Below are 22,816 nucleotides of genomic sequence, written 5' to 3'. Positions count from 1 at the left end.
ACGCCAAGGCCTTGAGGTGTCGCAGATCCCGACGATGGCTATATTGACGCAGCAAGGACAGCACTTGATCATAGAGACAGGTGGTGGCTGGCATGGCAAAGACCCTGAGATATGCAATTCCAGCGTCTCATGTCACCTCACCTTTTCCCCCTCGCAGCACGAGGTTTCAAGCCTTTCACCCACTTCTGTCAGGCAGTCAGGTGCCTATGTTTGAACCCCCAGCGGCCTCTGATGCGGACGTAAACAGCCTGAGTCTACCATCCCATCCCCTTGTCCTACACCAAGGTTCTACCCTCGCCCAGGGGGAACCTGCGCACCTTATCCCCTCAGATATTACGGTAGACTATCGTCCGGTTGACAATCACCGTGCTCTATTAAACCGTTGGCAATGTCTGCATCCTGCCCAGCAACTCATGATCGGCGGGGCGATTGGGTTGGCCCTAGGCGTCGGTGTCATGGATTGGATCACAACCCCTAGGCAGGTAGTTCCCTTCGCACCTTTATGGAGCAACCCTGGGCAAACCCCCAGGTTCGCGCAGTCAAGCCTCAATACGCTCTATCATCGACTGGGAGAGGTTTTTCCTCGATCCGAAGGTCTCAGCTCTGCTACCCCAGTCTCGGAGGTTCGGCCCTTCCTACGTCCCGTCATGGTGGATCGGTTTTACCTGGCCAATGCCGCCACAGTGGGGTCGGCAGAACCCGAAGCCTTCTCCCTGATGGTAGACCGTTTTTACTTTGACCCAGGTGCTTTGGCATCTCAGGATGTCCCTGGTGCTCAGGGAGGCAGCGGTCAAGGAGAGGTGACCCAGGGGATGCCGTTAATGTTGCCTTTACCCCCACCGCCCCCTAGCGCCCAAATCCTTCCCATCGCCCAGAGAGTCGCCGCCTCAACCTTCGTTACTAGCGCTGCGCCAGAGGCCACGTTACCTACTCCTAGGGCGTTGCCACCCCTTGAGCCAGTGCCCAAAGTCAATCGCCTGATTGGGGTGGTGCAAACGGGCCAATTTTCGGCAGCCTTGGTGCAAACCAACCAAAACGCCTATGCCGTGAAACTGGGGGATCGGATTAGCCAAAGTGCGTGGCAGTTAGTCGAAGTGCAGCATGATGCCGTGGTTTTGAGCAACGGTCACGAACGGCTAAATGTTTATGTCGGAGACGCGTTTTGATCCCCTACTCGGTAGCAATGGTGACGACGGGAATTGCGGCTAAAGTAGGGAAGGAAGATCCAGCAGGGAATTGGCTTGACCAGTTCTGGTAAAAGTCTTCTCGACTGTCAAAGACCTCAAAAAAATCGAACATCCCACTGAGATGAAGCAACTGATTGACCTGCACAGGCAAGGTACAAAGAGCCATGCGTATGCCCATGGAATTGGTCAGTTTGTGGAGCCGCACTAAAACCGCTAATCCGGCACTGTCCACAAACCCAAGCTGGCCCAAATCTAACAGCAGATTGCCTGTCTGAGCCTTAATCGATTGCTTGATCTGGCTGAGAGACTGTTCTGTTTTGACTAGGGTTAGGGTTCCTTTTAGTTCTACGATGACAAGATTCTGATACATTATTTCCGACATTCATGTGAGTACAACCATCACTGCTGTTTCCACAGCAAACCCTGAAACCTAATTTTCAGGTTTTTTGACGAGGGATCGGTTGGTAGATGACGATTCAGGGCTAGGCACATATTACCGCTTTGGGGCTAGGTTGGGGCTAGGCCACATCGGCAACTCCGACGGTTTGGGGGCTTATCCAGGAGACGATGCCTAGCTCCCCTTAGCAGCTACTACGTACACAGATCTCGTTACCACTAGCCAAGGGCTGGGAGATCCCCCTAAATCCCCCTTGAAAAGGGGACTTTGACTCCGGTTCCTCCCTTTTCAAGGGGGGCTAGGGGAAATCAATCCCTAGCAAGGTCAGCCTTGATGACTTGGGTGTACTTAGTAGCCCTTTAGCGGGGGTCGTCCCGATCTTCCCCAGCCGCCCGTACCTGGGATAAGCGTATACTCAGAACGAGAAGAGCAAGACTCATGCGTCAAGGGGTAAGTCCTGCGCCTTGCTCAGTTCCTATCGTCGTTAATCGAGCATTGTGATTGGTAGAGACTTATGTATAAGCGGTAGCCCATGTTGTTGGGAGAGGGCTTTAGAGTGAAGACTATAGGAACGCTGTAATGAGCTGAGCTTTACCCCCCAGCTTCCCTATCCCCTCCTGGAGAAACCATCATGGTGAACCGAGATCGCCCCAGCCGCCGAGAACAACGCCGAGAAGAACGGGACGTATTTGGTCGGCGCGGCAGTGCCACTCAGTACCGAATGCGGGAGCGGTTGTTTTCCATTGGCGATGATTTCTGGATTGAAGACAGCCAAGGGCAGCGCGTGTTTAAGGTGGATGGCAAGCTGCTGCGGGTGCGGAACACCCTGTTTTTTGAGGATCTTCAGGGCAACCAGGTCTGCAAGCTTCAGGAGCGGCTGCTCACCATCAAAGACACCATGGTGATTGAAACCCCCGACGATGGCCGCTTGGCGACGGTGAAAAAGGCGCTGATCTCGCCCCTGCGCGACCGCTGGACAGTGCAGGTGGGGGATGGCCCCGATCTGGCCGTGCGCGGCAACGTGCTGGACTACGAATACACGATTGGCGAAGAGGGGCGCAAAATTGCCCAGGTCTCGAAGCGCTGGTTTCGTATTGCCGATACCTACGGTGTCCAGATCGAACCGTCCCAGAACGACCTGCTGATTTTGGCCATCACCGTGGCCCTAGACCGCATGGCCCACCCCTAGCCCCAGGAGATTCCCATGGCCCAGACCGCTCCAGCCCCCCGTGATCCATCAATTCTCGATGCGGTTCTTCCCCTGATCACGCTGATTGCCCTGATTGGCAGCTCCGTCATGCTGTTTGGCCTCGGTGCCATTGATGGCCCGGTGCAGGTGGCGCTGCTGCTGAGTGCCATGGTGGCGGCGCTGATTGCCATCAAAAATGGGCACCCTTGGTCGGCGGTGAGTGGGGCGGGGGGGCAGGCCGTGGCCTCGGTCGCCAGTGCCATTTTTATTCTGCTGGCGGTGGGGGCGCTGATTGGCACCTGGAATATGTCGGGCACCATTCCCACCCTGGTGTACTACGGCATCCAAATTTTGCAGCCGAGCTGGTTCTACGTGGCCTCGGCGATGATCTGTGCGGTGGTGTCGGTGGCCATTGGGAGTTCCTGGACAACGGCGGGCACCCTGGGCGTGGGGTTGGTGGGCATTGCCGTGGCCCTGGGGGTGTCTCCCGCTGTCACCGCTGGGGCGGTCATCTCTGGGGCCTACTTTGGCGACAAAACCTCCCCCCTCTCCGAAACCACGGTGCTCAGCGCCCAAATGGTGGGTACCGACCTCTATACCCACATCAAGGCCCAGCTTTGGACATCGGGGGCCGCCTTCCTCCTGGCGCTGCTGGTGTTTGCCATCATTGGTAGCCAAACCCAGGTCGCCGATAGCCTGACCACCGTCACCGACCTTAACAAACTCGGCGAACTGTTCTGGATTACGCCGCTGACCCTGATTCCCTTGTTTTTGCTGGGGTTTCTGTCCTACCGCAAAACGCCGCCCTCCCTGGCCATTATGCTGGCGGCCCTGGCGGGGGGGCTAACGGCGGTGGTACTCCAGCCCGAAGCGGTGCTGCGCTTTGTGAATGAGCCGGATACCGCCGCCCCCATCGCCTTTATCAAGGGCGTATGGCTAGCCATGGCCAACGGCTACCGCGAAACCTCCGGCGTCGCCGATGTGGATCGCCTGCTCTCTCGCGGCGGCATGGACAGTATGCTGATTACCCTCTGGATCATCATTGGGGCCGTCACCTTTGGCTCCATCATGGAGGAGTTTGGTCTGCTCACCAAGCTGATTCACCCCGTGCTGCGGCGGGCCAACTCCACCGGAAAACTCTTTGCCACCACCGCTGTCACCGCCATCGGCCTTAATATCTTCGCCGGAGACCAATACATCGCCCTGGTGCTGCCCGCCCGCACGTTTCGGCTAGAGTTTCAAAAACGCGGCCTGCAACCCCAAAACCTCTCCCGCCTCGCCGCCGACGCCGGAACCGTCACCTCCGCCCTGGTGCCCTGGAATTCCTGCGGAGCCTTCATGGCCGCTACCCTGGGCGTATCTACATTTTTATATTTTCCCTTTGCCATCTTCAACCTGGCCAGCCCCATCCTCTCCCTCCTCTACGGCATCACGGGCTTCAAAATCGAGAAGCTGCCTGCGGCAGTTCAAGCCTCTGGGGAGACTACGGAAGGGTGAGCCAGATCAGATGAATTGGCGTACCCGTGTAAGCTCGAACGGTCAGTCATTAGGGCACCTCGATATCATTGCCTGATTGCGAATTCGTGGATCTCAAAACCGTTGAAATCTCGTTTGAGAGCAAGCCATGCTGACCAGCTTAATTGTGGTGATCCTGGGTGGATTTTTCGCTGGACAGTTGACCGCTCGCCTGCGGATTCCGGCCTTGGTGGGGATGATTGTCATTGGCACGGCCCTGGGGCCGCAGGGGCAAAACTGGATTCATCCCGACTTTTTGGCCCTTGCCGACCCCTGGCGCACCCTAGCGGTGATGGTGATTTTGATGAAGGCGGGGCTGGGGCTGGATGCTGAGAAACTGGCCCAGCAAGGGACGGTGGCCCTGCGGTTGGGGTTTCTGCCCGCCGCCTGTGAAGCGGTGGTGGTCGCCTTTGCGGCTATGGGCCTGCTGGGGTTCGATTTTGCCCACGGGTTGCTGCTGGGCTGCATCATCGGGGCTGAATCTCCGGCAGTGATTGTGCCTGCCATGCTGCGACTCAAGAGCCTGGGCTGGGGCGTGGCCAAGGGTATCCCGGATGCCATTTTGATGGGGAGTGCCCTATCCGATGTGCTGCTGCTGCTGGTGTTTAGCCTGTTGGTGACATTTCTTTCCCAGGGAGCGGCCACAGGTTTTCGCTGGGGAATCATCACCCTTAGTCCGGTGCAGGCACTGCCCTTTCAAATGCTGACTCAGATTAGTTTGGGCATTCTGATTGGCTGGGCCTGGGCACAGATGTTGGTGCTGCTGCTGGCGCGACAAAACTGGGCGCAAAGTGCCGTTCAAGAAGCCCTGGTAGCGGCTGGCTTGGCCCTGCTGCTGGTGGTGCTGGCGGAAACCCTGCCGATTTTCTCCGGCTATCTGGCGGTGATGGCCACAGGATTTTTTTTGATTGCCCTGGATGCCCCCCTAGCCCGACGGCTGCGCCATAGCTTTGATGGCCTGTGGGCGGTGGCGCAAATTGGGCTATTCGTGTTGCTGGGGGCCAGCCTGCGGTTGGATGTACTGGGCAACATGGCGGCGGTGGGGCTGCTGATTTTGGCGGTGGGAACCCTGGTGGGGCGGGGGCTGGGCTGGTTCCTCTCCACCCTGGGCAGTAATTGGACGTGGAAAGAACGGCTGTTTTTGCTGCCGGGAAATTCTGCCAAGGCCACGGTGCAGGCTGCCATCGGGGCTGTGCCTCTGTCCCTAGGGTTGGCCGGAGGAGAAACCATGCTGGCCCTTGCCGCCCTGTCGATCCTCATCACCGCACCCCTAGGAGCCTGGGCTATCCCGACCTTTGCCCCCCGCCTACTGGATCGGGGCGAGGTGGATCCCACGAAGGTCTCCGTAGCTCAAAAGGTGTTGATTTTGGCGGCGGTAGATACCTCCCCGCTGGCCCCCATTGTGTTAGCCAAGGCCGCAGAACTGGCCCGTCGCAGCGAACGCGAGGTGATTGTCCTCCACGTCCGACAAGTGGAGGATCCTCAGGGAGAGGCCCAAATCTACGCCCAAGCCCAGCAGTATCTTGCAGACATTCGCCACCAAGTGCTGATTCAGCCCGGTGTGGTGGCCGAAACCATCCTGAACATCGCCCAAACCTACAGCGCTACCGAAATTCTGATCGGCAAACGAGGTCACCGTCCCCTAGCGGAGGTGATTTTGGGTTCCGTCTCGCAAACCGTACTAGAAACCAGTCCAATTCCGGTGCTGGTGCTGGAGGCCAAGGACGCCATCGCCGCTAGCCCCCAGGAAATCGGCTGATCCTGTCGAATCGTCGTCATCAGGAATGGTTATGGACGTGAGCGGGTCTTTCTAACCCTCTCCCCTTGCCGATGGGTGACCTCCAAACGCACAATGAAAAGCGTTCTGATCACGCGCACTATGCCTACCATCGTCGATATCGCTGTCAACACTGAGGGGTTCTCTACCCTCGTAGCCGCCGTCCAGGCCGCTGGATTGGTGGAGGCCCTCCAAAGCCCTGGCCCCTTTACCGTCTTTGCCCCCAACGATGCCGCCTTTGCCAAGCTGCCCCCCGGCACCGTGCAAACCCTGGTGCAGAATCCGCCCCAGCTAGGCCGCATCCTCAAGTTCCATGTGGTGGCGGGCAAGTATACCCAGGCTGAGTTGATTCAGCTAGGCCAGGTGGAATCTCTAGAAGGGGCTCCCATCCCCATTGACGGCACCGAAGGCTTTGAGGTGAAGAATGCCACCGTCCTCGCTGCCGACATCGAAGCGGATAACGGCATCATCCACGTCCTAGACACCGTCATCCTGATGGGGTGATCCAGGCCAAGCTATTCCCCCCGTGGGTCTTGTCCCATCTGCCGCTGGAGTTGGGCTAGGGCTGCCCAGCGATGATCTACGAGGGGGCTGTCCTGGATCTCTGGCACGGTGTTGGGCACCTCAATACCGGGGCAGTCGGCCTCGCACAACTGGCGCTGGGGTAAGGCGAGGCAAATCTGTTCGTAAATCCAGTTGGCGGGATGAAAATACCCGTTGGGAGGTAGGGTTTCCATGAGATCCTCAATGCCCACCTCCTGCTCCAGGGGCAGGGTGGCTGGGTCAGGATCATCCTGGAGCCAAATTAATTCCTCTGGGGCGATGGCCACCCGGTGGTTGTAGTTCTTGAGGCAGCGGTGGCAGGTGAGGGTGACAATGGTTTCCGCCCAGCCCTTTACCGTCAGGAAGGTGGCCTGGTGGGTCACCTGGATTTCAGCCCGTACCGGGGTGAGGGTCTCTAGGTCGGCAAGATGCGCGTCAATCTCAAGGGTGAGGGTCTTCTCTGGCTGATGAAGCAGTTGGGGGATATATACCCTGTCGGTGTCCATGGTCTACCTTAGGCGTCGTCCTGAACCTCAGACTCTAGGCACACCACTAACCGCCGATCCGGCTCTTTGCCACGGCTGAAGGTGGATAGCCCTTCCTGGGCCTTGAGGAAGTGGTGTAGTTGTCGGCGTTCGGCGGAGGAGAGGCCCTTGAGTTCATAGGATTGGCCGCTGGCGAGCACCTGTTCCGCCGCTGCCAGGGCCATGGTCTTCAGTTCTTCGAGGCGCTTGGCGCGGTAGCCAGCCAGTTCCAGGGTAAACGCCTGCTGCTGGTCGGCCTCTTTGCCTAGGTTCAGGGTGGTATTCGCGAGGTACTGGATCGAATCCAGCACCGATCCCCTTTCCCCAATCAGGGTTTGCACCTGCTCCGGGGTCAGCCCTTCCTCAGAGATGGTGAGCCAACAGCTATGGCCGGTTTCGTCCTCCACTAGGTTAGCCGTCACGGTGGCCTCTAGTCCCTGCATGGCCAACAGGGCGGTCAACCATTCAATTCCAGCCCGGTATACCGCGTCCTCCATGGTGCCTACGCCTTTTTCTTCTTAGCCCGACCCGGTTCAAAGGGGAGGGTTTTGCGATCATCAACATCCGCCTTGCGGGTTTCGGCATCCACAATCTTTTGCAGGTTCTCCGGCAGCGGTTCGCGGGACAGGATGAAGGTCTGCAAGGTTTGGAAGATGTTGGCAATGACCATGTACATCAACACCCCAGCGGGCAGAGGGAAGAACAGGAACATCCCCGAAAAGATCACAGGCGTGAACTTGTTGACCGCGTTTTGCTGGGGGTTGTCAGACGTTGAACCCTGGCCAGAGAGCACCTGGTTGAGGTAGAGGCTGGCCCCAAAGGCCAGAATCATCGCCAAGATATCCCAGTGAATCGCCCCATCATCTCCGGTTACCCCAACCCGACCTAGAGCCTCGATGAATAGGAAGCCCTTATTGGTCGCCAATCCAGGCACATAGACCTTAATGGAGGCTTCCCCAGGGGCCACAGCGGTAATGTGACCGTCCTGATCCACCTCAATCACACCGTCGCCTTTGGTAATTTCCCAGCGAGGTTGAACCTCGTCGGCATTCTCCTGGTTGTACTCGGTTACCAGGTCACCAATGGGTTGGCCCTCAGGGGTTTGCAGGCGCACGTCGGTTTTTTCGCCCACCACCAGCTTGTTGCCACCGGGAACCACCGCCGCAATGGGGAAGTGAGACCCGTCGGACACATAGATGGCTTTGGGGGAGGTGCTGAAGATTTGGGGCTGAATTTGCTCGATTTTCTCCTCGGGGAAGACCTGAAAATTCACGTCGTAGGCAATGTCGGAGAACGGCGACCCCCGCAGGGTGGCAAATAGAGCAAATAGGACAGGCATCTGTACCAGCACCGGGAAGCAGCCCGCTAGGGGGTTGCCAAACTCCTTGTAGACCTTACCCATTTCCTCTTGGAGCTTGGCGGGATCGTCTTTGTGGCGATCTTGGATTTCTTTCACCCGCTTTTGCATCAGCGGCTGCGCCACCCGCATCCGGCGCATGTTGCGAATAGACCCAGCATTGAGGGGGTAGAGGGCAAAGCGAATGACCAGGGTGAGGGCCACAATCGCGAGGCCGTAGCTAGGCACAATCCCGTAGAAAAAGTCCAGGATCGGCAACATGATGTTGTTCGAGAGAAATCCAATACCAAAATCCATGGGCACCTAATCCCGCTAGGGGAATTACGACGTCAACTTGCTCAGTTACTTAATCTACCCTACTTGATTCTCCCTGACCCCACCCAAACAGTGCGGGGTACCGTAGAACGGGGGCAGAACCCACGACCTATGAGTTGCTGCCCACGGATCCACTGACGGCTTGGGCCTGGGGGGAAATTTTCTCGTTGATATACTCGTAGACTTCGCGGAAGCGGGGCATGGCGCGCAGTTCCAGCCGACTACCATCCTTAAGGGTGATCACCATGTCTCCCCAGAGGCCAATACCACGGGGCACCGTGACGATTTTGCGAATTTCAGAGTAAATAATATCGGTGCGGTCTTGGCCCTTCCAGCCCCCGGTGACCGAAATGCGGCGGTTGGTGATGCGGTAACGCAGCCACAGGGCACGGGTAATGGCTCCCACCGTTAGAGGAATACAGATAATGGTGAAGGCTAGCAGCCCGTTGATGATCAGATCACCGATATGGGGGCCACCCTCGTAGAACACGTCTTCACGAATGCCCATGGAAAACCTCTAACTGGGTAAAGAGCTGTTTTAATTCTTGCAAAAAATCGCCATATTCGCACTGCTCCGCCCCAGGTCGTAGGTTAATCACCACCCAGAGATGGGGCCGCAACTGGGGGAGGATCTGCGCCATGATGGCGCGTACCTGACGTTTGAGGCGATTGCGCACCACCGCCCGCTTGCTCACCTTTTGGCTGACCACAATACCCACCCGACCAAGGCCAGCACTGGGGGAAGGCAGTAAGGCATCGGCTGGGGCGATGGTCTGATCTGCGATGCCCGTCGTCTCTAGCACCTTCACCACCAGATGGGCAGACACTGCCTTACTCCCCAGGCGATAGACCTTGGAAAAATCACGGGAACGTCTCAGTCGCTGGGATTTGGGCAGCACGATAATCAATACAACAATAGAGAACGGATAGCTACACCAAAGCCTACCCCTATCCTGAGGACAGAGGTAGGCCGACGACCATAACCATGGGAACTGGCCTAAACCGCCAGCTTAGCCCGACCCTTGCGACGCCGAGCCTTGATCACGTTTTGGCCAGTGTGGGAGCGCATCCGAGCCCGGAAGCCGGAGGTTCTCTTCTGTTTGCGATTCGTCCCTTCTAGGGTGCGCTTGCTCATCGGGCTACCTCAGTAAGCTGATCTCAATGCTTTAAAAGTCACAGGTTTTTCATCATAGCATCCTTTGCCCAGCCATCCGCCTAGTTTTCCTAGGAGCAGTGGGCCAATCCTAAGAACGCTAGACCTAGATTTGGTAAGATCAGTGATCCAATAATTCTTGCCTGAATTCATCGGAATTTCCTTGCCTTGGCTGTTAAGTCTCCACCATCCCTCCTAAAGACCCTGCTACCGGGGCTCGTGCGTCTACGCCACTACCCCTCCCCCTGGTTTCGATCTGATCTCCTAGCCGGAATCACCGTTGCGGCCTACCTGATCCCCCAATGTATGGCCTATGGCGAGCTAGCGGGGGTGAACCCGGTACAGGGATTATGGGCCATGCTGCCCGCGATTGTGCTCTATGCGCTGACCGGATCCTCGCCCCAGCTCTCGGTGGGGCCAGAGTCACCCACGGCGATGATGACGGCGGCGGCGGTGGCTCCCCTGGTATTGGCCTACGGTACTAGCCACGCTACCCTGGCGGCGGTGCTGGGCATTTTGGTGGGCGTCGTCTGTTTGGTGGGCTATGTGGCCCGGTTGGGGTTTTTGGCCAATCTGCTATCCAAGCCCATTTTGATCGGCTACATGGCTGGGGTGGCGGTGATTATGATCATGGGCCAGCTCAGTAAGGTGAGCGGCGTTCCCATCGAGGCCCACAGTATTGCCGGACAGGTGGCCGACTTTTTGGGGCATCTAGACCAAATCCACTGGCCCACCTTTGCCCTGGCGGGGTTTGTGCTGGTGCTGCTGTTTGGGGTGCAGGCCCGCTTCCCTAGGGCACCGGGGCCGCTGCTGGCGGTGCTGGTAGCCACAGCCTTGGTCAGCCTCTTTCACCTCGACCAGTATGGGGTGGCGGTGGTGGGGACAATTCCCGCTGGTCTGCCCAGTTTCCAGGTGCCCATGGTGTCTCAGCAGGAGGCCGTTACCTTGCTTTCCGCAGCGGTGGGGATTGCCATTGTCGGCTATTCCGATAACGTGCTCACCGCCCGTGCCTTCGCCGCCCGCAACCACTATCCCCAGCTCATTGACGCCAACCAAGAGCTGCTGGCCCTGGGCATTGTGAACCTGGGAACCGGGTTATTTCAAGGTTTCCCGGTGAGCAGCAGCGGCAGTCGGGCCGCCATTGGCAACGCCATGGGGAGCAAAAGCCAGGTCTTTTCCCTGGTGGCCTTTGGGGTGGTGGTGCTAGTCTTGCTGTTTTTGCGGCCTCTGCTGGTGATGTTTCCCACAGCAGCCCTGGGGGCATTGGTGATCTATGCCGCCACTCGCCTGGTGGATCTTCCAGAATTTAGCCGATTACAGCGCTTCCGCCGGGGAGACTATGCCCTAGCGGTGTTTACCACTCTGGGGGTATTGGCGACGGATTTGCTGGTGGGGGTGGCCATTGCCGTGGGGCTCTCGGTGATTGAGCTGTTTGCTCGCATTGCCCGCCCCTACGATGCCGTGATGGGTAAAGTCCCCGGCATGGCAGGGCTCCACGATATTTCCGATTGGCCTGGGGCGACCACCATTCCCGGCTTGGTGATCTACCGCTACGATGCCCCGATTTTCTTCGCCAATGTGAATAACTTCAAGCGTCGCGCCCTCGCCGCCATTGAAGCCGAAACAGAACCCGTAGAATGGTTTGTGCTAAATGCCGAAGCCATCGCCGAAATCGACATCACCGCTGCCGATATGCTGAACGAACTCTACGACGAACTGGAGTCCAGGGGAATTACCTTTGCCATGGCTAGGGTCAAGCAGGATCTCTATGCCCAACTGAAGTTGTCCGGCTTATTAGATCGCATCGGCGTCAATCACATTTACTTCACGCTGCCCACCGCCATCGATGGCTTCCATCAACGGCTTCAGGAAACAGGAGACCACGAGAATCGCTGAATCGTCCCTGCGGTGACTTCCTGAGAGGGATCGCCCTCCGGTAAAATCTGGGGATGACTGAATCACGCCCTGTTTCCCAACCTCCCCAAATCCCCGTCCAGTCCTGGCAATGGCCCCTTGGCCAAGGCTGGGATCAGCATTACATCGTGCGCTACGCCAGCAATTTAGACGATGGCCCCTGGCATGGGGCACCGCTGGGGGGCTTTGGGGCTGGGTGTATTGGCCGCTCGCCCAGGGGAGACTTTAACCTCTGGCACATCGACGGTGGTGAACACGTTTTCCAGAATTTCCCCGGCTGTCAGTTCAGCGTGTTTGAATCGGGCGGTGGACAAACCCAAGCCTACGCCTTGAGTACGGAAGCGCCCCAAGACGGGACGCTTTCGACCTGGAATTGGTATCCCGCTTCGACGGCGGAACGTTCCACCGGGACGTACCACGCCCTCTACCCCCGCAGTTGGTACCGCTACGAGAACGTCTTTAAGGCGGAAATCACCTGCGAACAGTTTTCGCCCATCTGGGCCAACAACTACCAAGAAACCAGCTACCCCGTGGCGGTGTTTGAGTGGACGGCCCACAACCCCACGGAACAGCCCCTTACCCTCTGCGTGATGGTGAGCTGGCAGAACATGGTGGGCTGGTTTACGAATACGCAAAAATCCCCCGAAGTGCAGCAGCGGGACGACGGCAGCCCCTACTACGACTACGTCCCGGCCATTGGCCAGAGCCAGGGCAACTACACCCAACTGATTTCCACCGATGGCCTGAAGGGCTGCCTGATGAGCGGCGACTGGCAGCGCCTGCGAGAACCCCAGGAAGGCGATGGACAATGGTGCATCGCTACGCTGGATAACCCGGATATCGAGATTTCCTACGACCTACGCTGGAACCCGGCTGGCGACGGCGGCGACCTGTGGAACGCCTGGGCTAAGCTGGGCCGCTTGATGAACCTGCTGGATACGACGGCGGCGGGCGAAGGGGAGCAAGTCGGCTGTGCTCTGGCCCTGCGGTTTACTCTGCAACCGGGGGAAACGCGGCAGTTTCCCATCGTCCTGGCCTGGGATTTACCCGTGACGGAGTTTGCCGAGGGCATCAATGCCTACCGTCGCTATACCGATTTCTTTGGGCGAGACGGGCGCAATGCGCGGACGATCGCTCACCAAGCATTGACGAATTATCAGGACTGGCAGCGGCAGATCACCACCTGGCAGCAGCCGATTTTAGACAGGCCCGACCTGCCAGACTGGTTCAAAATGGCGCTGTTTAATGAACTCTACGACCTGACCAGCGGCGGTACCCTGTGGAGTGCGGCGACGGAGGCCGACCCCGTGGGCCAGTTTGCGGTGCTAGAGTGCATCGACTATCGCTGGTACGAAAGCCTAGATGTGCGGCTCTACGGCGGCTTTGCCACCCTGCTGCTGTGGCCAGAGTTAGAAAAATCTATCCTCCGCGCCTTTGCCCAGGCCATCCCCACCCAGGATGACCGACGGCGGATCATCGGCTACTACCTGACCATGGGCGTAGAAAGTCCCCTAGCCCAGCGCAAAACCAAGGGAGCCACCCCCCACGACCTCGGTGCCCCCAACGAGCAGCCCTGGGTGCAAACCAACTACACCAGCTACCAAGACTGCAACCTCTGGAAAGACCTCGGCAGCGACTTTGTGCTTCAGGTCTATCGCGCCTTTGTGTTCACGGGCGGGACGGATTTGGATTTTCTGCAAACCTGTTGGCCTGCAGTGGTGGAAACCCTGCAATACCTCAAACATTTCGACCGCGATAGCGACGGCATTCCCGAAAACGAGGGTGCCCCCGACCAAACCTTCGACGACTGGCGGCTTAAGGGTCTCAGCGCCTACTGCGGTGGGCTGTGGCTGGCGGCGCTAGAGGCGGCGTTGGCCATGGGCAAGATCCTGTCCGAAAACAACCTCGCCCCCGGCACCACCCCAATTTTGCTGACCCAGTACCAGCGCTGGCTAGAGAGCGGCTTCAACGCCTATCACCCCAAACTGTGGAATGGCCGCTACTACCGCCTCGATATGGGCAGCGGCTCCGATGTGGTGATGGCCGACCAACTCTGTGGCCAGTTCATGGCGCGGCTGCTGAACCTGCCGGATTTGGTCGAAGAAGCCTGCATTCAGTCCTCCCTAGAGGCCATCTATGAGGCTTGCTTTGTTCACTTTAACCAGGTGGCCCAAACCCAGGAACGCCCCCAGGCACAAAAGTTTGAGGGTGCCCAGGTGGGAAATTTCAGTGCCGCTACTCTAAAGCAACCCATTGGAGCCGCCAACGGCGTTTTGCCCGACGGTACCCCCGAAGACCCCGACAGCACCCACCAGCAGGAAGTGTGGACGGGCATTAACTTCGGTCTTGCAGCTTTCTACGCCCAAATGGGCCACACCGATAAAGCCCTAGCCATGACCGAAGCCGTCGTCCGCCAAATCTACGACTACGGCCTGCAATTTCGCACCCCGGAGGCCATCACTGCCCTGGGCACCTACCGCGCCTGCCACTACATGCGGCCCCTGGCGATTTGGGGTCTGTATGCGCTGCTACCGCCGAACTAATACTGGCCCTGTGAGATGTCCTGATTCAGCGGCGTCCAGCGTAGTGATAGGTGTTGAGGTAGCCGCGCCCCTTCACCAACACGCGCCCCACGGGCTCGAAGTGGTAGAGGTGTTTGACCCGCCGATAGGTTTCTTCGGTCACCTGAATTTTGCCGGGATGGCCCTGGGCTTCCATGCGGCTGGCAATGTTGACCGCATCGCCCCAGAGATCGTAGCTAAATTTTTTGATGCCAATCACCCCCGCCACCACGGCCCCGGTGTTGATACCAATGCGAAGCTGAAAATCTTGGCCATCGCTGCGGGCAATGCGCTCGGCAGCGGTTTGCATGGCGAGGGCCATTTCCATCACCGATTCGGCATGGTCGGGGCTGGGCAGGGGCAGGCCACCCACCACCATGTAGGCATCGCCAATGGTTTTGATTTTCTCAAGGTGGTAGCGATCCGCCAGTCGGTCAAACTCCGAAAAGATTTGATTCAGCCAGTTGACGAGGTCGAGGGGGCTAATTTGGGCGGCGAGGGGGGTGAAATTAACAATATCGGCAAACAAAATCGTCACATTATCAAAGCGTTCTGCCAGGGAACCCTGGAGTTGTTTGAGCTTGTCTACAATGGCTTTGGGCAAAATATTCAGCAAGAGTTGCTCCGACTTTTGCTGTTCTAAGCGCAGGGCTTGCTGGGCCTGTTCCCGCTCTTGCATTTCCCGGTGCAGTTGGTCATTTTGAGCCTGGAGTTGTTCTGCCTGCCGCCGCAAGGCCCGCTGCAAGTCGGTGAGCAGTTGATTCGCTCCACCGGAGGACACCGCCCGCTGGGCCTGTTTTTGCAGTCGCCGATGAATCGCGTAGGCATTAATATGAACGCGCAGGCGGGCCACCATTTCCTCAACCCATAGGGTGGAGCTGAGGTAGTCGGCCACGCCGCTTTTAAAGGCCGAGAGGCGAGCGGTAGGGGAGGAGTCGGCCCCCAACACCACAATGGGAATGAAGCGGGTATCCATGCCCTGCTTCAGGGTTTGGCAAAGCTGTTGTTCGGCCTCGGTAAAGCTAGGAGTAGCAATCACCACCACGTCGGGCATCTGAGCCTGAACCTGGGCGATGACGGGCACTGCCTCCAGACCATGGCACAGGCTAAACCCCTCGGTAACCAGAGCCTGAAGCAGCGTCGAGGGAGGGGTCAGGCCGCATTCAGCGATTAGGATCGTGCCGGAGATATCCCCAGAAAAGGAATCGGTCATGGAAATTTCGTGCTCGCCATGGAGGCCAGTAGTGCCTATGTTTTTTAGCTTACTGAGGCTGGCGGCGTCATCCGGGCAGAGTTGTGCCGTTTCATGTTAGAAGAAATTAGCGTTTTCGATGGATAAAGCATGAATCGCCAATCTATTGTAATCATCGGTAACGCCAGAACTGGAAGCAGCACCACGTCTGGGGGGGGGAGTCATACTAAATCCGGCTTGTTTGACCCCGGTATCAGTGGGCGAGGAGACCTCGCCCCTAGCATTTGTTGGGCCGGGAATCGGGGGGGGGCAAGTCGGATTTGGTGTCAGGCCAGCATCGGCATAGATAACGGCCACTACCGGGACGAGGGCTGGGGTCTAGATCCGTCGAGGGAGGCCACCGCGCCGAGTGATGGATCGTTTTAACCAATCCTCCCCCAATCCTTTTCGTGCTCTCAAGGCTCGCTGGGTACTGGCAGGGTTTGTGGTCATTTCCGCCATCCTCGGCTTGGGGCTGATTCTCCTAGGATCTTTACACCTCCTGCCCCTTGAGGTGGGGGATCCCATCTTAGCCCCAACGCTCTATATTCTGGTGTTCACTGGGCTGTGCTTGATGATTGTCGTCCAGGGGCGATCCCCCGCCCTAGATCTGCGGGATTTGCTTGGCCCCCTGCCTCGACGGTTGGCATGGCTGCAACTGCTGTGGCTGGTGGTGGGGCTGTTTTTGTTTTCCCTAGGAGCCTTTCAGGTGTCCTACCTGGGGCTGTCGTGGGTGGCCCCTCATCTGGTGGAATCCACCCTGCAACAGTCGCTCTTGCTGTCGGCAGACAACGCCGCTGCCCCCCGTCTCTACAATAGCCTGATGCTCTTTGCGGTGGTGGTGGTGGCCCCCGTGGCCGAGGAATTTATCTTTCGAGGCATTCTGCTCCACCGTTGGGGGCTCAAGTGGGGCGTGCGCACCGCCATGGTCATGACTTCCGTCCTCTTTGGCCTGCTACACTCCAACCTGATCGGTCTCTTTATGTTTGGGGTGGTGATGACCCTGCTCTATCTCACCACCCGATCCCTGTTGGTGCCCATGGTGGCCCACGCCCTCAACAACGCCCTCGCCTCCGGTCTGGAATACGCTACCCAAATCCGAGCCCTTACCCCCATCCATACCCTGGCCGACTTTCGCGCAAGCTGGTGGTTGGGCGTTGTATGCCTGCTCGTTTCGGCCCCCTGGGTGCTGCGCTACGTGGTCTACCATTGGCCCACCCAGACCACCCCTCTACCCTATTTTGTCAACCAAAGCCAGCGCCTCGATCTCGGATCACGCCCCTAGGGCCGTGGCAGCCCATCGGTACATTGATAGCTCGCCAGGGTTTGGCGCAGGCTCATCTCCCAGCTTGACTCAACACGGGGAGGTTGTTGGGAGGCATAAAGCTCCAGACGATCCCCCTCCACCGTGGCCAAAAATTCGATGGGATAGGCCACGTAGGCCGAGGCTGGGGTGATCTGGATCCAATCCTCGGCAGACTGCACATCGGCACTGCGGAGTTGTCCATCGATCACCAGGGCCACAGATACCGTTAGCGGCGTGGTGATCACCTCAAAGGGCACCGTTTCGGTCTCCTGCTGCCGATAGCGCACCAAGCAAACCTGCCCCGGCACCCGCGATGGCAACACCGTCAAATAGACGTGGGGCATCATATTCCAGTCGCGCACCCACTTCCCTAAAAAAGGGGCAATGGCCGGATCCACCGCCGCCCATTCCTGCCGAAAATCCTCCAACTCCGCCGCCAGGGGCCATCCCACCTGGCCCAGTTTCCCTAGCCCAATCAAGTCCATGTCTGACTGAATCCACAGGGCCATGTCCGCCCGATGCTGGGCTTGTTCAGCGGGGCTTAGGGGCGGTAGTAGCGAGGCTGGGTCAACGGGGCTCGGCTCGGCGGGAACAGGATCCGCTGGGGCAGGATCCACAGGCATGGGATCCACAGAAGTCCCCCCTGAATCGATTGACGGATCCGCTAGCTCCACCGGAACCATACAGCCCGCTAAAGTCCCCAGACAGAACCCCAGGGTCGCCATCCGCCAGACCAAACTCAGCCCAGATAGACCGGACGGGGACAACCGTGGCGACGATAGGCCGGACAGGGCCAAACCTTGGGGTCGCCAACGAACTTGGAGCAAACAGGACTGGCAAAATTTCACCATCACAACACCATGAAAAGGGGGCAATCACTCAAGATAGACCGCCCCCCAGGGTTTAGAAATAGAGACAAGCCAGTTGTGATATAGGCCCATGTGATATAGGCCCACACCTGATCAAGGACTAGCGAGAGAGCAGCGGAGCCTCCGGAGCCTCCGCTGCCTCGGCCTCATCGGCGGGGGTGGCAGCGGCCAATAGTGCCTCGCTCACCAGTACCGCTTCCGGTTGGACGGTGAAGTCTACTAGGTCAGCCTCAGGTTCCACCGCCGCCAAACCATCAGCAGGCCGTTGCCGACGGTAGAGCAGCGTCCCCCCAGTAATCAACGTCGCCACAATGCCAACGCCACCCAGAGCCTTAGCCATGGCTTGGGCATCGGGGGTGCTGTTCAGTCCGGCGGTGGGGTTGCCCTCGGTGGGGGTAGTCAGGGTAGTGAAGCCAGCGAGAGCCTTGCTAGCCGCGCAGCCCGTGGTGGCCTTGGCCTCGGTGGTGGTGAACAGGGCAAGGGCTACGGTAGCCACAGCGAGACTCGATACAGTAGTGATTTTCATCGCAGTAGAGGAGGAACGTCACAAACCAAAGTTACAAACCATGAACTTTTTAAATCATGACTCGCCCTAGAAACAGCATAGGAGATTACAAAACTGACTTTTTAGATCCGATTAGATCCGAGTTTGGATTAGAACCCCCCGGTTTCCATCCGACAAACCGTAGGGGCGAGGTTTCCGCTTGGGAACTCAGGTGGGTGAGCGCTGAATGAGTAGTTATCTCAGGTTTTGTGTGGTTATGTGAATCTTGCCCCTTACTCCCCAAGGGCAAAGGTCACAATGCTGGTGAGGGCATTCTAAACTGGGTGCTCTGCGGTCATAGTCCCAGTCTCGCTACCCGCAGGTTACTGACCATGGTGCCGTTCTTTAAAGTCGCTCCAGAAACCGACACCGAAACGAAGATTTTGAAGGCGGCGCTGAAGCTCTTTGCCCAGCGGGGCTACAGCGGCACTACCACCCGCGATTTGGCCCAGGCGGCAGGGGTGGCCGAGGGTACCCTGTTTCGGCATTTTGAAAACAAAAAGGCGATCTTAGTGGCCGTGGCCAGCCAGGGCTGGGTGGAGATTTTAACCGACCTACTCACCGAACTAAGCGAAATGGCCAGCTACAAAGCCATTGGCCAAGTCATGCAGCGGCGAATGCTGAACCTCCAGCGCAATTCGGCCCTGATGCGGGTGTGCTTTATGGAGGCCCAGTTTCACCCCGAACTGCGGGAACAAATTCAGACCGAAGTGATCGGCAAAATGATCGACGTGGCCGAAGCCTTTTTCCAAACAGCGATGGATCGAGGCGTCTATCGGCCCATGAATGCCCGCATGGTGGCCCGCGTGTTTTTGGGCATGTTCACCGTGGCCGGGTTCAGCCAAGAAACCCTGGGCGATACCCCTGGATCGGCCCAATCCATGAAGGAATTGGCCGAATGTTTGACCGATATTTTCCTCAATGGCGTGCTGGCCTAGGTGGGCTAGCGCTGAGGCAACATAACCTAGGTCTAAGGCAATATAGTAGGAAAATCGGTTGTTATAGGGAAAAAATACTTATGGTGCTGGGGAGCCTGAAACAAGGAATAACGCCCGGTCAACGCGGTTTACCAACCGGGCGACGGTGGCTAGGATCTTGGCTGCTGATCACCCTCATGGCCGTCCTAGTTCTAGGTGGATCCCGTCCGGCCTGGGCCGTGGCTCCCACCCAGCAACCCGCCGAAGCCGTTACCATCCACCTGGGCACGGCGGCGGGAGGGCTGCACTTCGATCCCGATCAGCTCACCTTCACCGCTGGCCAACGCTACACCCTCATGCTGGATAACCCCAGTCCCGAAAAGCACTACTTCACCGCCAAGGACTTTGCGGATGCCCTGTGGACGCAAAATGTCAAGGCGGGCAACGTTGAAATCAAAGGAGCCATCCACGAGCTAGAACTGAAGCCCGGAGCCGTGGCCGCCTGGACGTTTATTCCCCAAAAGCCCGGTACCTACGAACTCCACTGCTCTATCCCAGGCCACGCCGAAGCTGGCATGGTGGGCCAGATCGTCATTCAAGCCCCCGCCTAGTCGGCAGTCTGCACCATCCACGAAATATGCAGTTCATGGTTGCCCCATTTTCCCGAATCAAGCCGGGGAAGATGGGGTATTTTGTCCAGCATCCGATATGGGCCGTGGGTGCTTTTGTCGGGGGATGCTTTTACAATAGGAAACAAACCCGGTTAAGAATCGTGAAGGAGTTGGGTGATCATCCATGGCAGATCAATTAATTCGTGCCACCGCTGCCGGAGGGGGCATCCGGGTGGTCGGGGTCATCACCACCAAACTCACGGAAGTGGCTCGCCAGCGACACCAACTGTCCTACGTGGCCACAGCAGCCCTAGGGCGCACCATGGCGGCAGGGCTGCTGTTGGCCTCCAGCATGAAGCGGCCCCAGTCCCGCGTGAATATCCGAGTCAAAGGCGACGGCCCCCTGGGCGGCATTCTTGTGGATGCGGGCCTCGATGGCACCGTGCGCGGCTATGTGGATAACCCCGCCGTGGAATTGCCCCCCAATGCCATGGGCAAACTGGATGTGGGCACCGCTGTGGGGCGTCAGGGCTACGTGTACGTCGTGCGCGACATCGGCTATGGCTACCCCTACTCCAGCACCGTAGAACTGGTTTCTGGGGAAATTGGCGAAGATATCACCCATTACCTGGCCACCTCCGAGCAAACCGCCTCGGCCTTGACCCTAGGGGTCTACGTGGGCAGCAACGGCGTGGAAGCGGCTGGGGGGCTACTGCTGCAAATTTTGCCCCGCGCCGCCGAAGATTTGGGCATGGTCACCACCCTAGAACAGCGCCTCTCCAGCCTGACGGGCTTTACCCCCCTGCTGCGGGCCAACAAAACTCTGCCCCAAATCTTTGAGGATCTGGTCGGCGATATGGATCTCACCATCCTGCCCGAAAGCCAACTGGTGCGGTTCCACTGCCCCTGCTCCTTTGATCGAATGCTGAGTGCCCTGAAAATGCTGGGGGAAGACGAACTCCAAGACATGATCGAAAAGGACAACGGGGCCGAAGCCACCTGCCACTTCTGCAACGAGATCTACCACACCAACAGCGATCATCTCGCCCAACTGATCGCCGACCTCCAACAGGATCGCCAGAAGGCCAACCGCTAGAACGCTCTAGCCTGAAAGCTCTGGCCAACGTCTAAGAGTTCAAAAACGTCGTCCTGAATGTGGGCAACGTAGATCCCCTCCTGCAACGCCTGTTCCCGCAGGGTATCCGACATATCAACCGCCGCTAAAATGCCAAAGACCTGCTTGTCCCGGTGTTCAGGGAAGAAATCCCGAAATCGCTGGAGCTGGGTTTTCAGTTGCGCCAGGGATGCTTCGCGGGCATGGCTTTTCACCTCTACGATGTAGGCCTGATTGATCGCCCCATTGGCATAGGCCAGGACATCCAGTTCCATGTGCTGCCCCGCCTTACTCACCCGCACGCTGGGGCTAATCACCTCCATGCCAAACCGCTGCCGCAAAATGGTTTCCATGGAAGGCAAGGCCAAACCCTCCGTAAAACTGCCAAATTTAGCCCCCAGTCCGCCAATTTGCTTGCCCAATTCCTTCAGCATCCGATCCGTTTCCTGGGCACGAAGTCGGGCCTCTTGGGAATACTCCTTCAGCAGCCGATCCGTCTCCTTTAGACGCAGATCCGTGTCCTGCATCTGGAGGTCGGTTTCCTGAAACTTACGGTCGGTTTCCTGAAACTTACGGTCGGTTGCTTGGAACTTGCGGTCAGTTTCCTGAAACTTGCGGTCAGTTTCTTTGAACTTGCGGTCGGTCTCTTGGAAGAGCCGCAGGATATCGTCGTAGGTGGGTTGAGGAGTGGCCATAACCAAGACCCTTGGCGTTCAAACAGGGCGATAGTTTAAGTGTATTAAATTTTTGGGGAATAGTGTAGCCGTGGCCTGGAGATTAAAACGGCTCAGATCGACGGTTGGGGATCCATCCCTGGAGATAGCCCTCGGCTAGGGCAATCAGAATTAGCGTACCCCCTAAGCTGAGCCATGCCCCCAGTGCCCCTAGGGTGGCCAACGCTAGGGCGATGATCCCCGTCAGCCCCATGTAGGCCAGGGTAATGGCGATGGCGGGAAGCCCCCGTTGATGTAGGCGTTGGTAAAGGTGGGTGCGGTGGGCCTTAAACAAATTCTCCCCACGGAACAGTCGCCGGAATAGGGTGTAGATGGCATCGCCCGTAATTGGCAGGGTGAGGGCTAGCAGCGTCCATTGTTGGCTAGGTGCCATGATCAAAGCCAAAGCCATGGCCCCACCTAGGGTAGTGCTGCCCACGTCACCCATAAAAATTTTGGCTGGTGGCCAGTTCCACCACAGAAAGCCTGCCAAAGCCGCTGCCAACAGGCTCCACATGGGCTGGGGCAAATACCAAGCCAGGAAGGCAAGCTGCACTAGACTCACGCCCCCCACCAGGCCATCTAACCCGTCCATAAAGTTGGTTAGGTTGACGATGGCTGTGAACCCTATGAGGGTCAACCCAAGGGTCAAGATGCCCCCCATCCACCCTAGAGAAGAAAACCAAGGTTGGGGGAAGGGGCCAAAACAATAGACTGCTAGCCCCGCGCTGAGCAATTGCACCCCGTAGCGTGTTCGGGCTGGAAGGGACTGGAGGTCGTCCAAGTAGCCAATCAGAGCCAAGGGGAAAAGGACCCCTACCACCTGAGCCAGGGTCATTGGCTGGGTGTCAGGCCGTAGCCACAGCAGAAAGGGCAGGGCTACCCCAAAGGCGAGGAGAAAACCTAACCCGCCACCCCTGGGGGTAGGAACCGTGTGGGAGCTACGGTGGTTCGGGACATCCAGCAATTGCGCCCTCAGTCGCTGGCGGATGAGGTTCACCAGGAGAGCACTCAGCAGAGTAACGATGGCGAGGAGAAAGGGCATGGGTGTGACCGTAGCGTCTACGGGAAGGGGTGGG

General features: G+C 58.1%; 23 protein-coding genes. 11 read left to right on the top strand and 12 right to left on the bottom strand.

The genetic code is table 11. The features are described 5' to 3' along the window. The first annotated feature begins 647 nt into the window (after positions 1-647). Entirely contained in the window at positions 648-1,166 is a 519-nt protein-coding gene (locus tag H6G62_RS13800) for a hypothetical protein (protein WP_190496060.1), read from the top strand. Positions 1,167-1,170: 4 nt separating this feature from the next. Here H6G62_RS13800 and H6G62_RS13795 read toward each other — a convergent pair whose 3' ends face one another. Further along, positions 1,171-1,557 carry an STAS domain-containing protein gene (locus H6G62_RS13795; protein WP_190496058.1) on the bottom strand — a complete coding sequence of 129 codons (387 nt, stop codon included), beginning with the start codon at positions 1,555-1,557 and terminating at the stop codon, positions 1,171-1,173. A gap of 658 nt (positions 1,558-2,215) precedes the next feature. On the opposite strand from H6G62_RS13795, the gene H6G62_RS13790 reads away from it, so the two are divergent. From H6G62_RS13790 to H6G62_RS13775, 4 genes are all read left to right on the top strand, one after another. Then, entirely contained in the window at positions 2,216-2,773 is a 558-nt protein-coding gene (locus H6G62_RS13790) for an LURP-one-related family protein (RefSeq protein ID WP_190496056.1), read from the top strand. 15 nt (positions 2,774-2,788) lie between these two features. After that, the gene (gene nhaC / locus H6G62_RS13785) at positions 2,789-4,270 is read left to right on the top strand and encodes a Na+/H+ antiporter NhaC (RefSeq protein WP_190496054.1); all 1,482 of its coding nucleotides are present in this window, start codon (positions 2,789-2,791) and stop codon (positions 4,268-4,270) included. 127 nt (positions 4,271-4,397) lie between these two features. Next, positions 4,398-6,047 carry a cation:proton antiporter gene (locus H6G62_RS13780; RefSeq protein WP_190496052.1) on the top strand — a complete coding sequence of 550 codons (1,650 nt, stop codon included), beginning with the start codon at positions 4,398-4,400 and terminating at the stop codon, positions 6,045-6,047. 120 nt (positions 6,048-6,167) lie between these two features. Next, the gene (locus H6G62_RS13775; RefSeq protein WP_190496050.1) at positions 6,168-6,569 is read left to right on the top strand and encodes a fasciclin domain-containing protein; all 402 of its coding nucleotides are present in this window, start codon (positions 6,168-6,170) and stop codon (positions 6,567-6,569) included. 11 nt (positions 6,570-6,580) lie between these two features. On the opposite strand, the gene H6G62_RS13770 is transcribed toward H6G62_RS13775, so the two are convergent. The 6 genes from H6G62_RS13770 to rpmH form a co-directional block, all read right to left on the bottom strand. Further along, a complete protein-coding gene (locus tag H6G62_RS13770; RefSeq protein ID WP_190496048.1) occupies positions 6,581-7,114 on the bottom strand; it encodes a YceD family protein in 534 nt (177 codons plus the stop codon). Positions 7,115-7,122: 8 nt separating this feature from the next. Further along, a complete protein-coding gene (locus H6G62_RS13765) occupies positions 7,123-7,629 on the bottom strand; it encodes a R3H domain-containing nucleic acid-binding protein (protein ID WP_190496046.1) in 507 nt (168 codons plus the stop codon). 5 nt (positions 7,630-7,634) lie between these two features. Continuing rightward, on the bottom strand, positions 7,635-8,786 hold the full coding sequence (gene yidC / locus H6G62_RS13760) for a membrane protein insertase YidC (protein ID WP_190496044.1): 1,152 nt from the start codon (positions 8,784-8,786) through the stop codon (positions 7,635-7,637). A 127-nt stretch (positions 8,787-8,913) separates the two neighbouring features. Continuing rightward, a complete protein-coding gene (locus tag H6G62_RS13755; protein ID WP_190496042.1) occupies positions 8,914-9,312 on the bottom strand; it encodes a PH domain-containing protein in 399 nt (132 codons plus the stop codon). Next, a complete protein-coding gene (gene rnpA, locus H6G62_RS13750) occupies positions 9,299-9,703 on the bottom strand; it encodes a ribonuclease P protein component (protein WP_199324965.1) in 405 nt (134 codons plus the stop codon). The genes H6G62_RS13755 and rnpA overlap by 14 nt, the downstream gene beginning before the upstream one ends. Before the next feature lie 98 nt (positions 9,704-9,801). After that, the gene (gene rpmH, locus H6G62_RS13745) at positions 9,802-9,939 is read right to left on the bottom strand and encodes a 50S ribosomal protein L34 (RefSeq protein WP_072015962.1); all 138 of its coding nucleotides are present in this window, start codon (positions 9,937-9,939) and stop codon (positions 9,802-9,804) included. 186 nt (positions 9,940-10,125) lie between these two features. Here rpmH and sulP point away from each other — a divergent pair, with 186 nt between their 5' ends. After that, a complete protein-coding gene (gene sulP / locus H6G62_RS13740; protein WP_190496040.1) occupies positions 10,126-11,853 on the top strand; it encodes a sulfate permease in 1,728 nt (575 codons plus the stop codon). A 53-nt stretch (positions 11,854-11,906) separates the two neighbouring features. Continuing rightward, positions 11,907-14,414: a GH116 family glycosyl hydrolase gene (locus H6G62_RS13735; RefSeq protein ID WP_190496038.1), complete on the top strand. Its 2,508-nt coding sequence runs from the start codon at positions 11,907-11,909 to the stop codon at positions 14,412-14,414. A 25-nt stretch (positions 14,415-14,439) separates the two neighbouring features. On the opposite strand, the gene H6G62_RS13730 is transcribed toward H6G62_RS13735, so the two are convergent. Further along, positions 14,440-15,645, bottom strand: coding sequence for an adenylate/guanylate cyclase domain-containing protein (locus tag H6G62_RS13730; RefSeq protein WP_190496036.1), 1,206 nt, complete (start codon positions 15,643-15,645; stop codon positions 14,440-14,442). 391 nt (positions 15,646-16,036) lie between these two features. On the opposite strand from H6G62_RS13730, the gene H6G62_RS13725 reads away from it, so the two are divergent. Next, positions 16,037-16,948, top strand: a complete 912-nt coding sequence (locus tag H6G62_RS13725) for a CPBP family intramembrane glutamic endopeptidase (RefSeq protein WP_190496034.1) — start codon at positions 16,037-16,039, stop codon at positions 16,946-16,948. On the opposite strand, the gene H6G62_RS13720 is transcribed toward H6G62_RS13725, so the two are convergent. Both H6G62_RS13720 and H6G62_RS13715 read right to left on the bottom strand, forming a co-directional pair. After that, the gene (locus tag H6G62_RS13720; protein ID WP_190496032.1) at positions 16,945-17,820 is read right to left on the bottom strand and encodes a hypothetical protein; all 876 of its coding nucleotides are present in this window, start codon (positions 17,818-17,820) and stop codon (positions 16,945-16,947) included. The two genes, H6G62_RS13725 and H6G62_RS13720, sit on opposite strands and share 4 nt — an antisense overlap. Before the next feature lie 118 nt (positions 17,821-17,938). Further along, positions 17,939-18,334, bottom strand: coding sequence for a hypothetical protein (locus tag H6G62_RS13715; RefSeq protein WP_190496031.1), 396 nt, complete (start codon positions 18,332-18,334; stop codon positions 17,939-17,941). Positions 18,335-18,714: 380 nt separating this feature from the next. Between H6G62_RS13715 and H6G62_RS13710 the strand changes: the two genes are divergently transcribed. The 3 genes from H6G62_RS13710 (at position 18,715) to hslO (ending at position 21,006) form a co-directional block, all read left to right on the top strand. Then, positions 18,715-19,320 carry a TetR/AcrR family transcriptional regulator gene (locus tag H6G62_RS13710; RefSeq protein ID WP_190496028.1) on the top strand — a complete coding sequence of 202 codons (606 nt, stop codon included), beginning with the start codon at positions 18,715-18,717 and terminating at the stop codon, positions 19,318-19,320. A gap of 176 nt (positions 19,321-19,496) precedes the next feature. Continuing rightward, a complete protein-coding gene (locus H6G62_RS13705; RefSeq protein ID WP_190496026.1) occupies positions 19,497-19,910 on the top strand; it encodes a cupredoxin domain-containing protein in 414 nt (137 codons plus the stop codon). A 184-nt stretch (positions 19,911-20,094) separates the two neighbouring features. Next, positions 20,095-21,006 carry an Hsp33 family molecular chaperone HslO gene (gene hslO, locus H6G62_RS13700; RefSeq protein WP_190496024.1) on the top strand — a complete coding sequence of 304 codons (912 nt, stop codon included), beginning with the start codon at positions 20,095-20,097 and terminating at the stop codon, positions 21,004-21,006. Here hslO and H6G62_RS13695 read toward each other — a convergent pair. Together H6G62_RS13695 and H6G62_RS13690 are read right to left on the bottom strand one after the other, a co-directional pair. Next, positions 21,003-21,719 (bottom strand): hypothetical protein, encoded by a 717-nt coding sequence (locus H6G62_RS13695; RefSeq protein WP_199324963.1) that lies wholly within the window; start codon positions 21,717-21,719, stop codon positions 21,003-21,005. The genes hslO and H6G62_RS13695 overlap by 4 nt on opposite strands. 82 nt (positions 21,720-21,801) lie before the next feature. Next, positions 21,802-22,782: a glycosyltransferase family 4 protein gene (locus H6G62_RS13690; RefSeq protein WP_190496022.1), complete on the bottom strand. Its 981-nt coding sequence runs from the start codon at positions 22,780-22,782 to the stop codon at positions 21,802-21,804. Between the last annotated feature and the right edge of the window lie 34 nt (positions 22,783-22,816).

It is taken from the genome of Phormidium sp. FACHB-1136, from assembly GCF_014697375.1.
Classification (GTDB): domain Bacteria; phylum Cyanobacteriota; class Cyanobacteriia; order Phormidesmidales; family Phormidesmidaceae; genus Nodosilinea.
The sequence above is the reverse complement of the archived record's forward strand: the minus strand, read 5'-3'. Positions and strand labels throughout refer to the sequence as shown.

Bases quoted from the DNA above. Each gene is read 5' to 3' on its own strand.
- H6G62_RS13800 (WP_190496060.1), top strand. From the start codon at position 648: ATGGTGGATCGGTTTTACCTGGCCAATGCCGCCACAGTGGGGTCGGCA.
- H6G62_RS13795 (WP_190496058.1), bottom strand. From the start codon at position 1,557: ATGTATCAGAATCTTGTCATCGTAGAACTAAAAGGAACCCTAACCCTA.
- H6G62_RS13790 (WP_190496056.1), top strand. From the start codon at position 2,216: ATGGTGAACCGAGATCGCCCCAGCCGCCGAGAACAACGCCGAGAAGAA.
- nhaC (WP_190496054.1), top strand. From the start codon at position 2,789: ATGGCCCAGACCGCTCCAGCCCCCCGTGATCCATCAATTCTCGATGCG.
- H6G62_RS13780 (WP_190496052.1), top strand. From the start codon at position 4,398: ATGCTGACCAGCTTAATTGTGGTGATCCTGGGTGGATTTTTCGCTGGA.
- H6G62_RS13775 (WP_190496050.1), top strand. From the start codon at position 6,168: ATGCCTACCATCGTCGATATCGCTGTCAACACTGAGGGGTTCTCTACC.
- H6G62_RS13770 (WP_190496048.1), bottom strand. From the start codon at position 7,114: ATGGACACCGACAGGGTATATATCCCCCAACTGCTTCATCAGCCAGAG.
- H6G62_RS13765 (WP_190496046.1), bottom strand. From the start codon at position 7,629: ATGGAGGACGCGGTATACCGGGCTGGAATTGAATGGTTGACCGCCCTG.
- yidC (WP_190496044.1), bottom strand. From the start codon at position 8,786: ATGGATTTTGGTATTGGATTTCTCTCGAACAACATCATGTTGCCGATC.
- H6G62_RS13755 (WP_190496042.1), bottom strand. From the start codon at position 9,312: ATGGGCATTCGTGAAGACGTGTTCTACGAGGGTGGCCCCCATATCGGT.
- rpmH (WP_072015962.1), bottom strand. From the start codon at position 9,939: ATGAGCAAGCGCACCCTAGAAGGGACGAATCGCAAACAGAAGAGAACC.
- H6G62_RS13735 (WP_190496038.1), top strand. From the start codon at position 11,907: ATGACTGAATCACGCCCTGTTTCCCAACCTCCCCAAATCCCCGTCCAG.
- H6G62_RS13730 (WP_190496036.1), bottom strand. From the start codon at position 15,645: ATGACCGATTCCTTTTCTGGGGATATCTCCGGCACGATCCTAATCGCT.
- H6G62_RS13725 (WP_190496034.1), top strand. From the start codon at position 16,037: ATGGATCGTTTTAACCAATCCTCCCCCAATCCTTTTCGTGCTCTCAAG.
- H6G62_RS13720 (WP_190496032.1), bottom strand. From the start codon at position 17,820: ATGGTGAAATTTTGCCAGTCCTGTTTGCTCCAAGTTCGTTGGCGACCC.
- H6G62_RS13710 (WP_190496028.1), top strand. From the start codon at position 18,715: ATGGTGCCGTTCTTTAAAGTCGCTCCAGAAACCGACACCGAAACGAAG.
- H6G62_RS13705 (WP_190496026.1), top strand. From the start codon at position 19,497: ATGGCCGTCCTAGTTCTAGGTGGATCCCGTCCGGCCTGGGCCGTGGCT.
- hslO (WP_190496024.1), top strand. From the start codon at position 20,095: ATGGCAGATCAATTAATTCGTGCCACCGCTGCCGGAGGGGGCATCCGG.
- H6G62_RS13695 (WP_199324963.1), bottom strand. From the start codon at position 21,719: ATGGCCACTCCTCAACCCACCTACGACGATATCCTGCGGCTCTTCCAA.
- H6G62_RS13690 (WP_190496022.1), bottom strand. From the start codon at position 22,782: ATGCCCTTTCTCCTCGCCATCGTTACTCTGCTGAGTGCTCTCCTGGTG.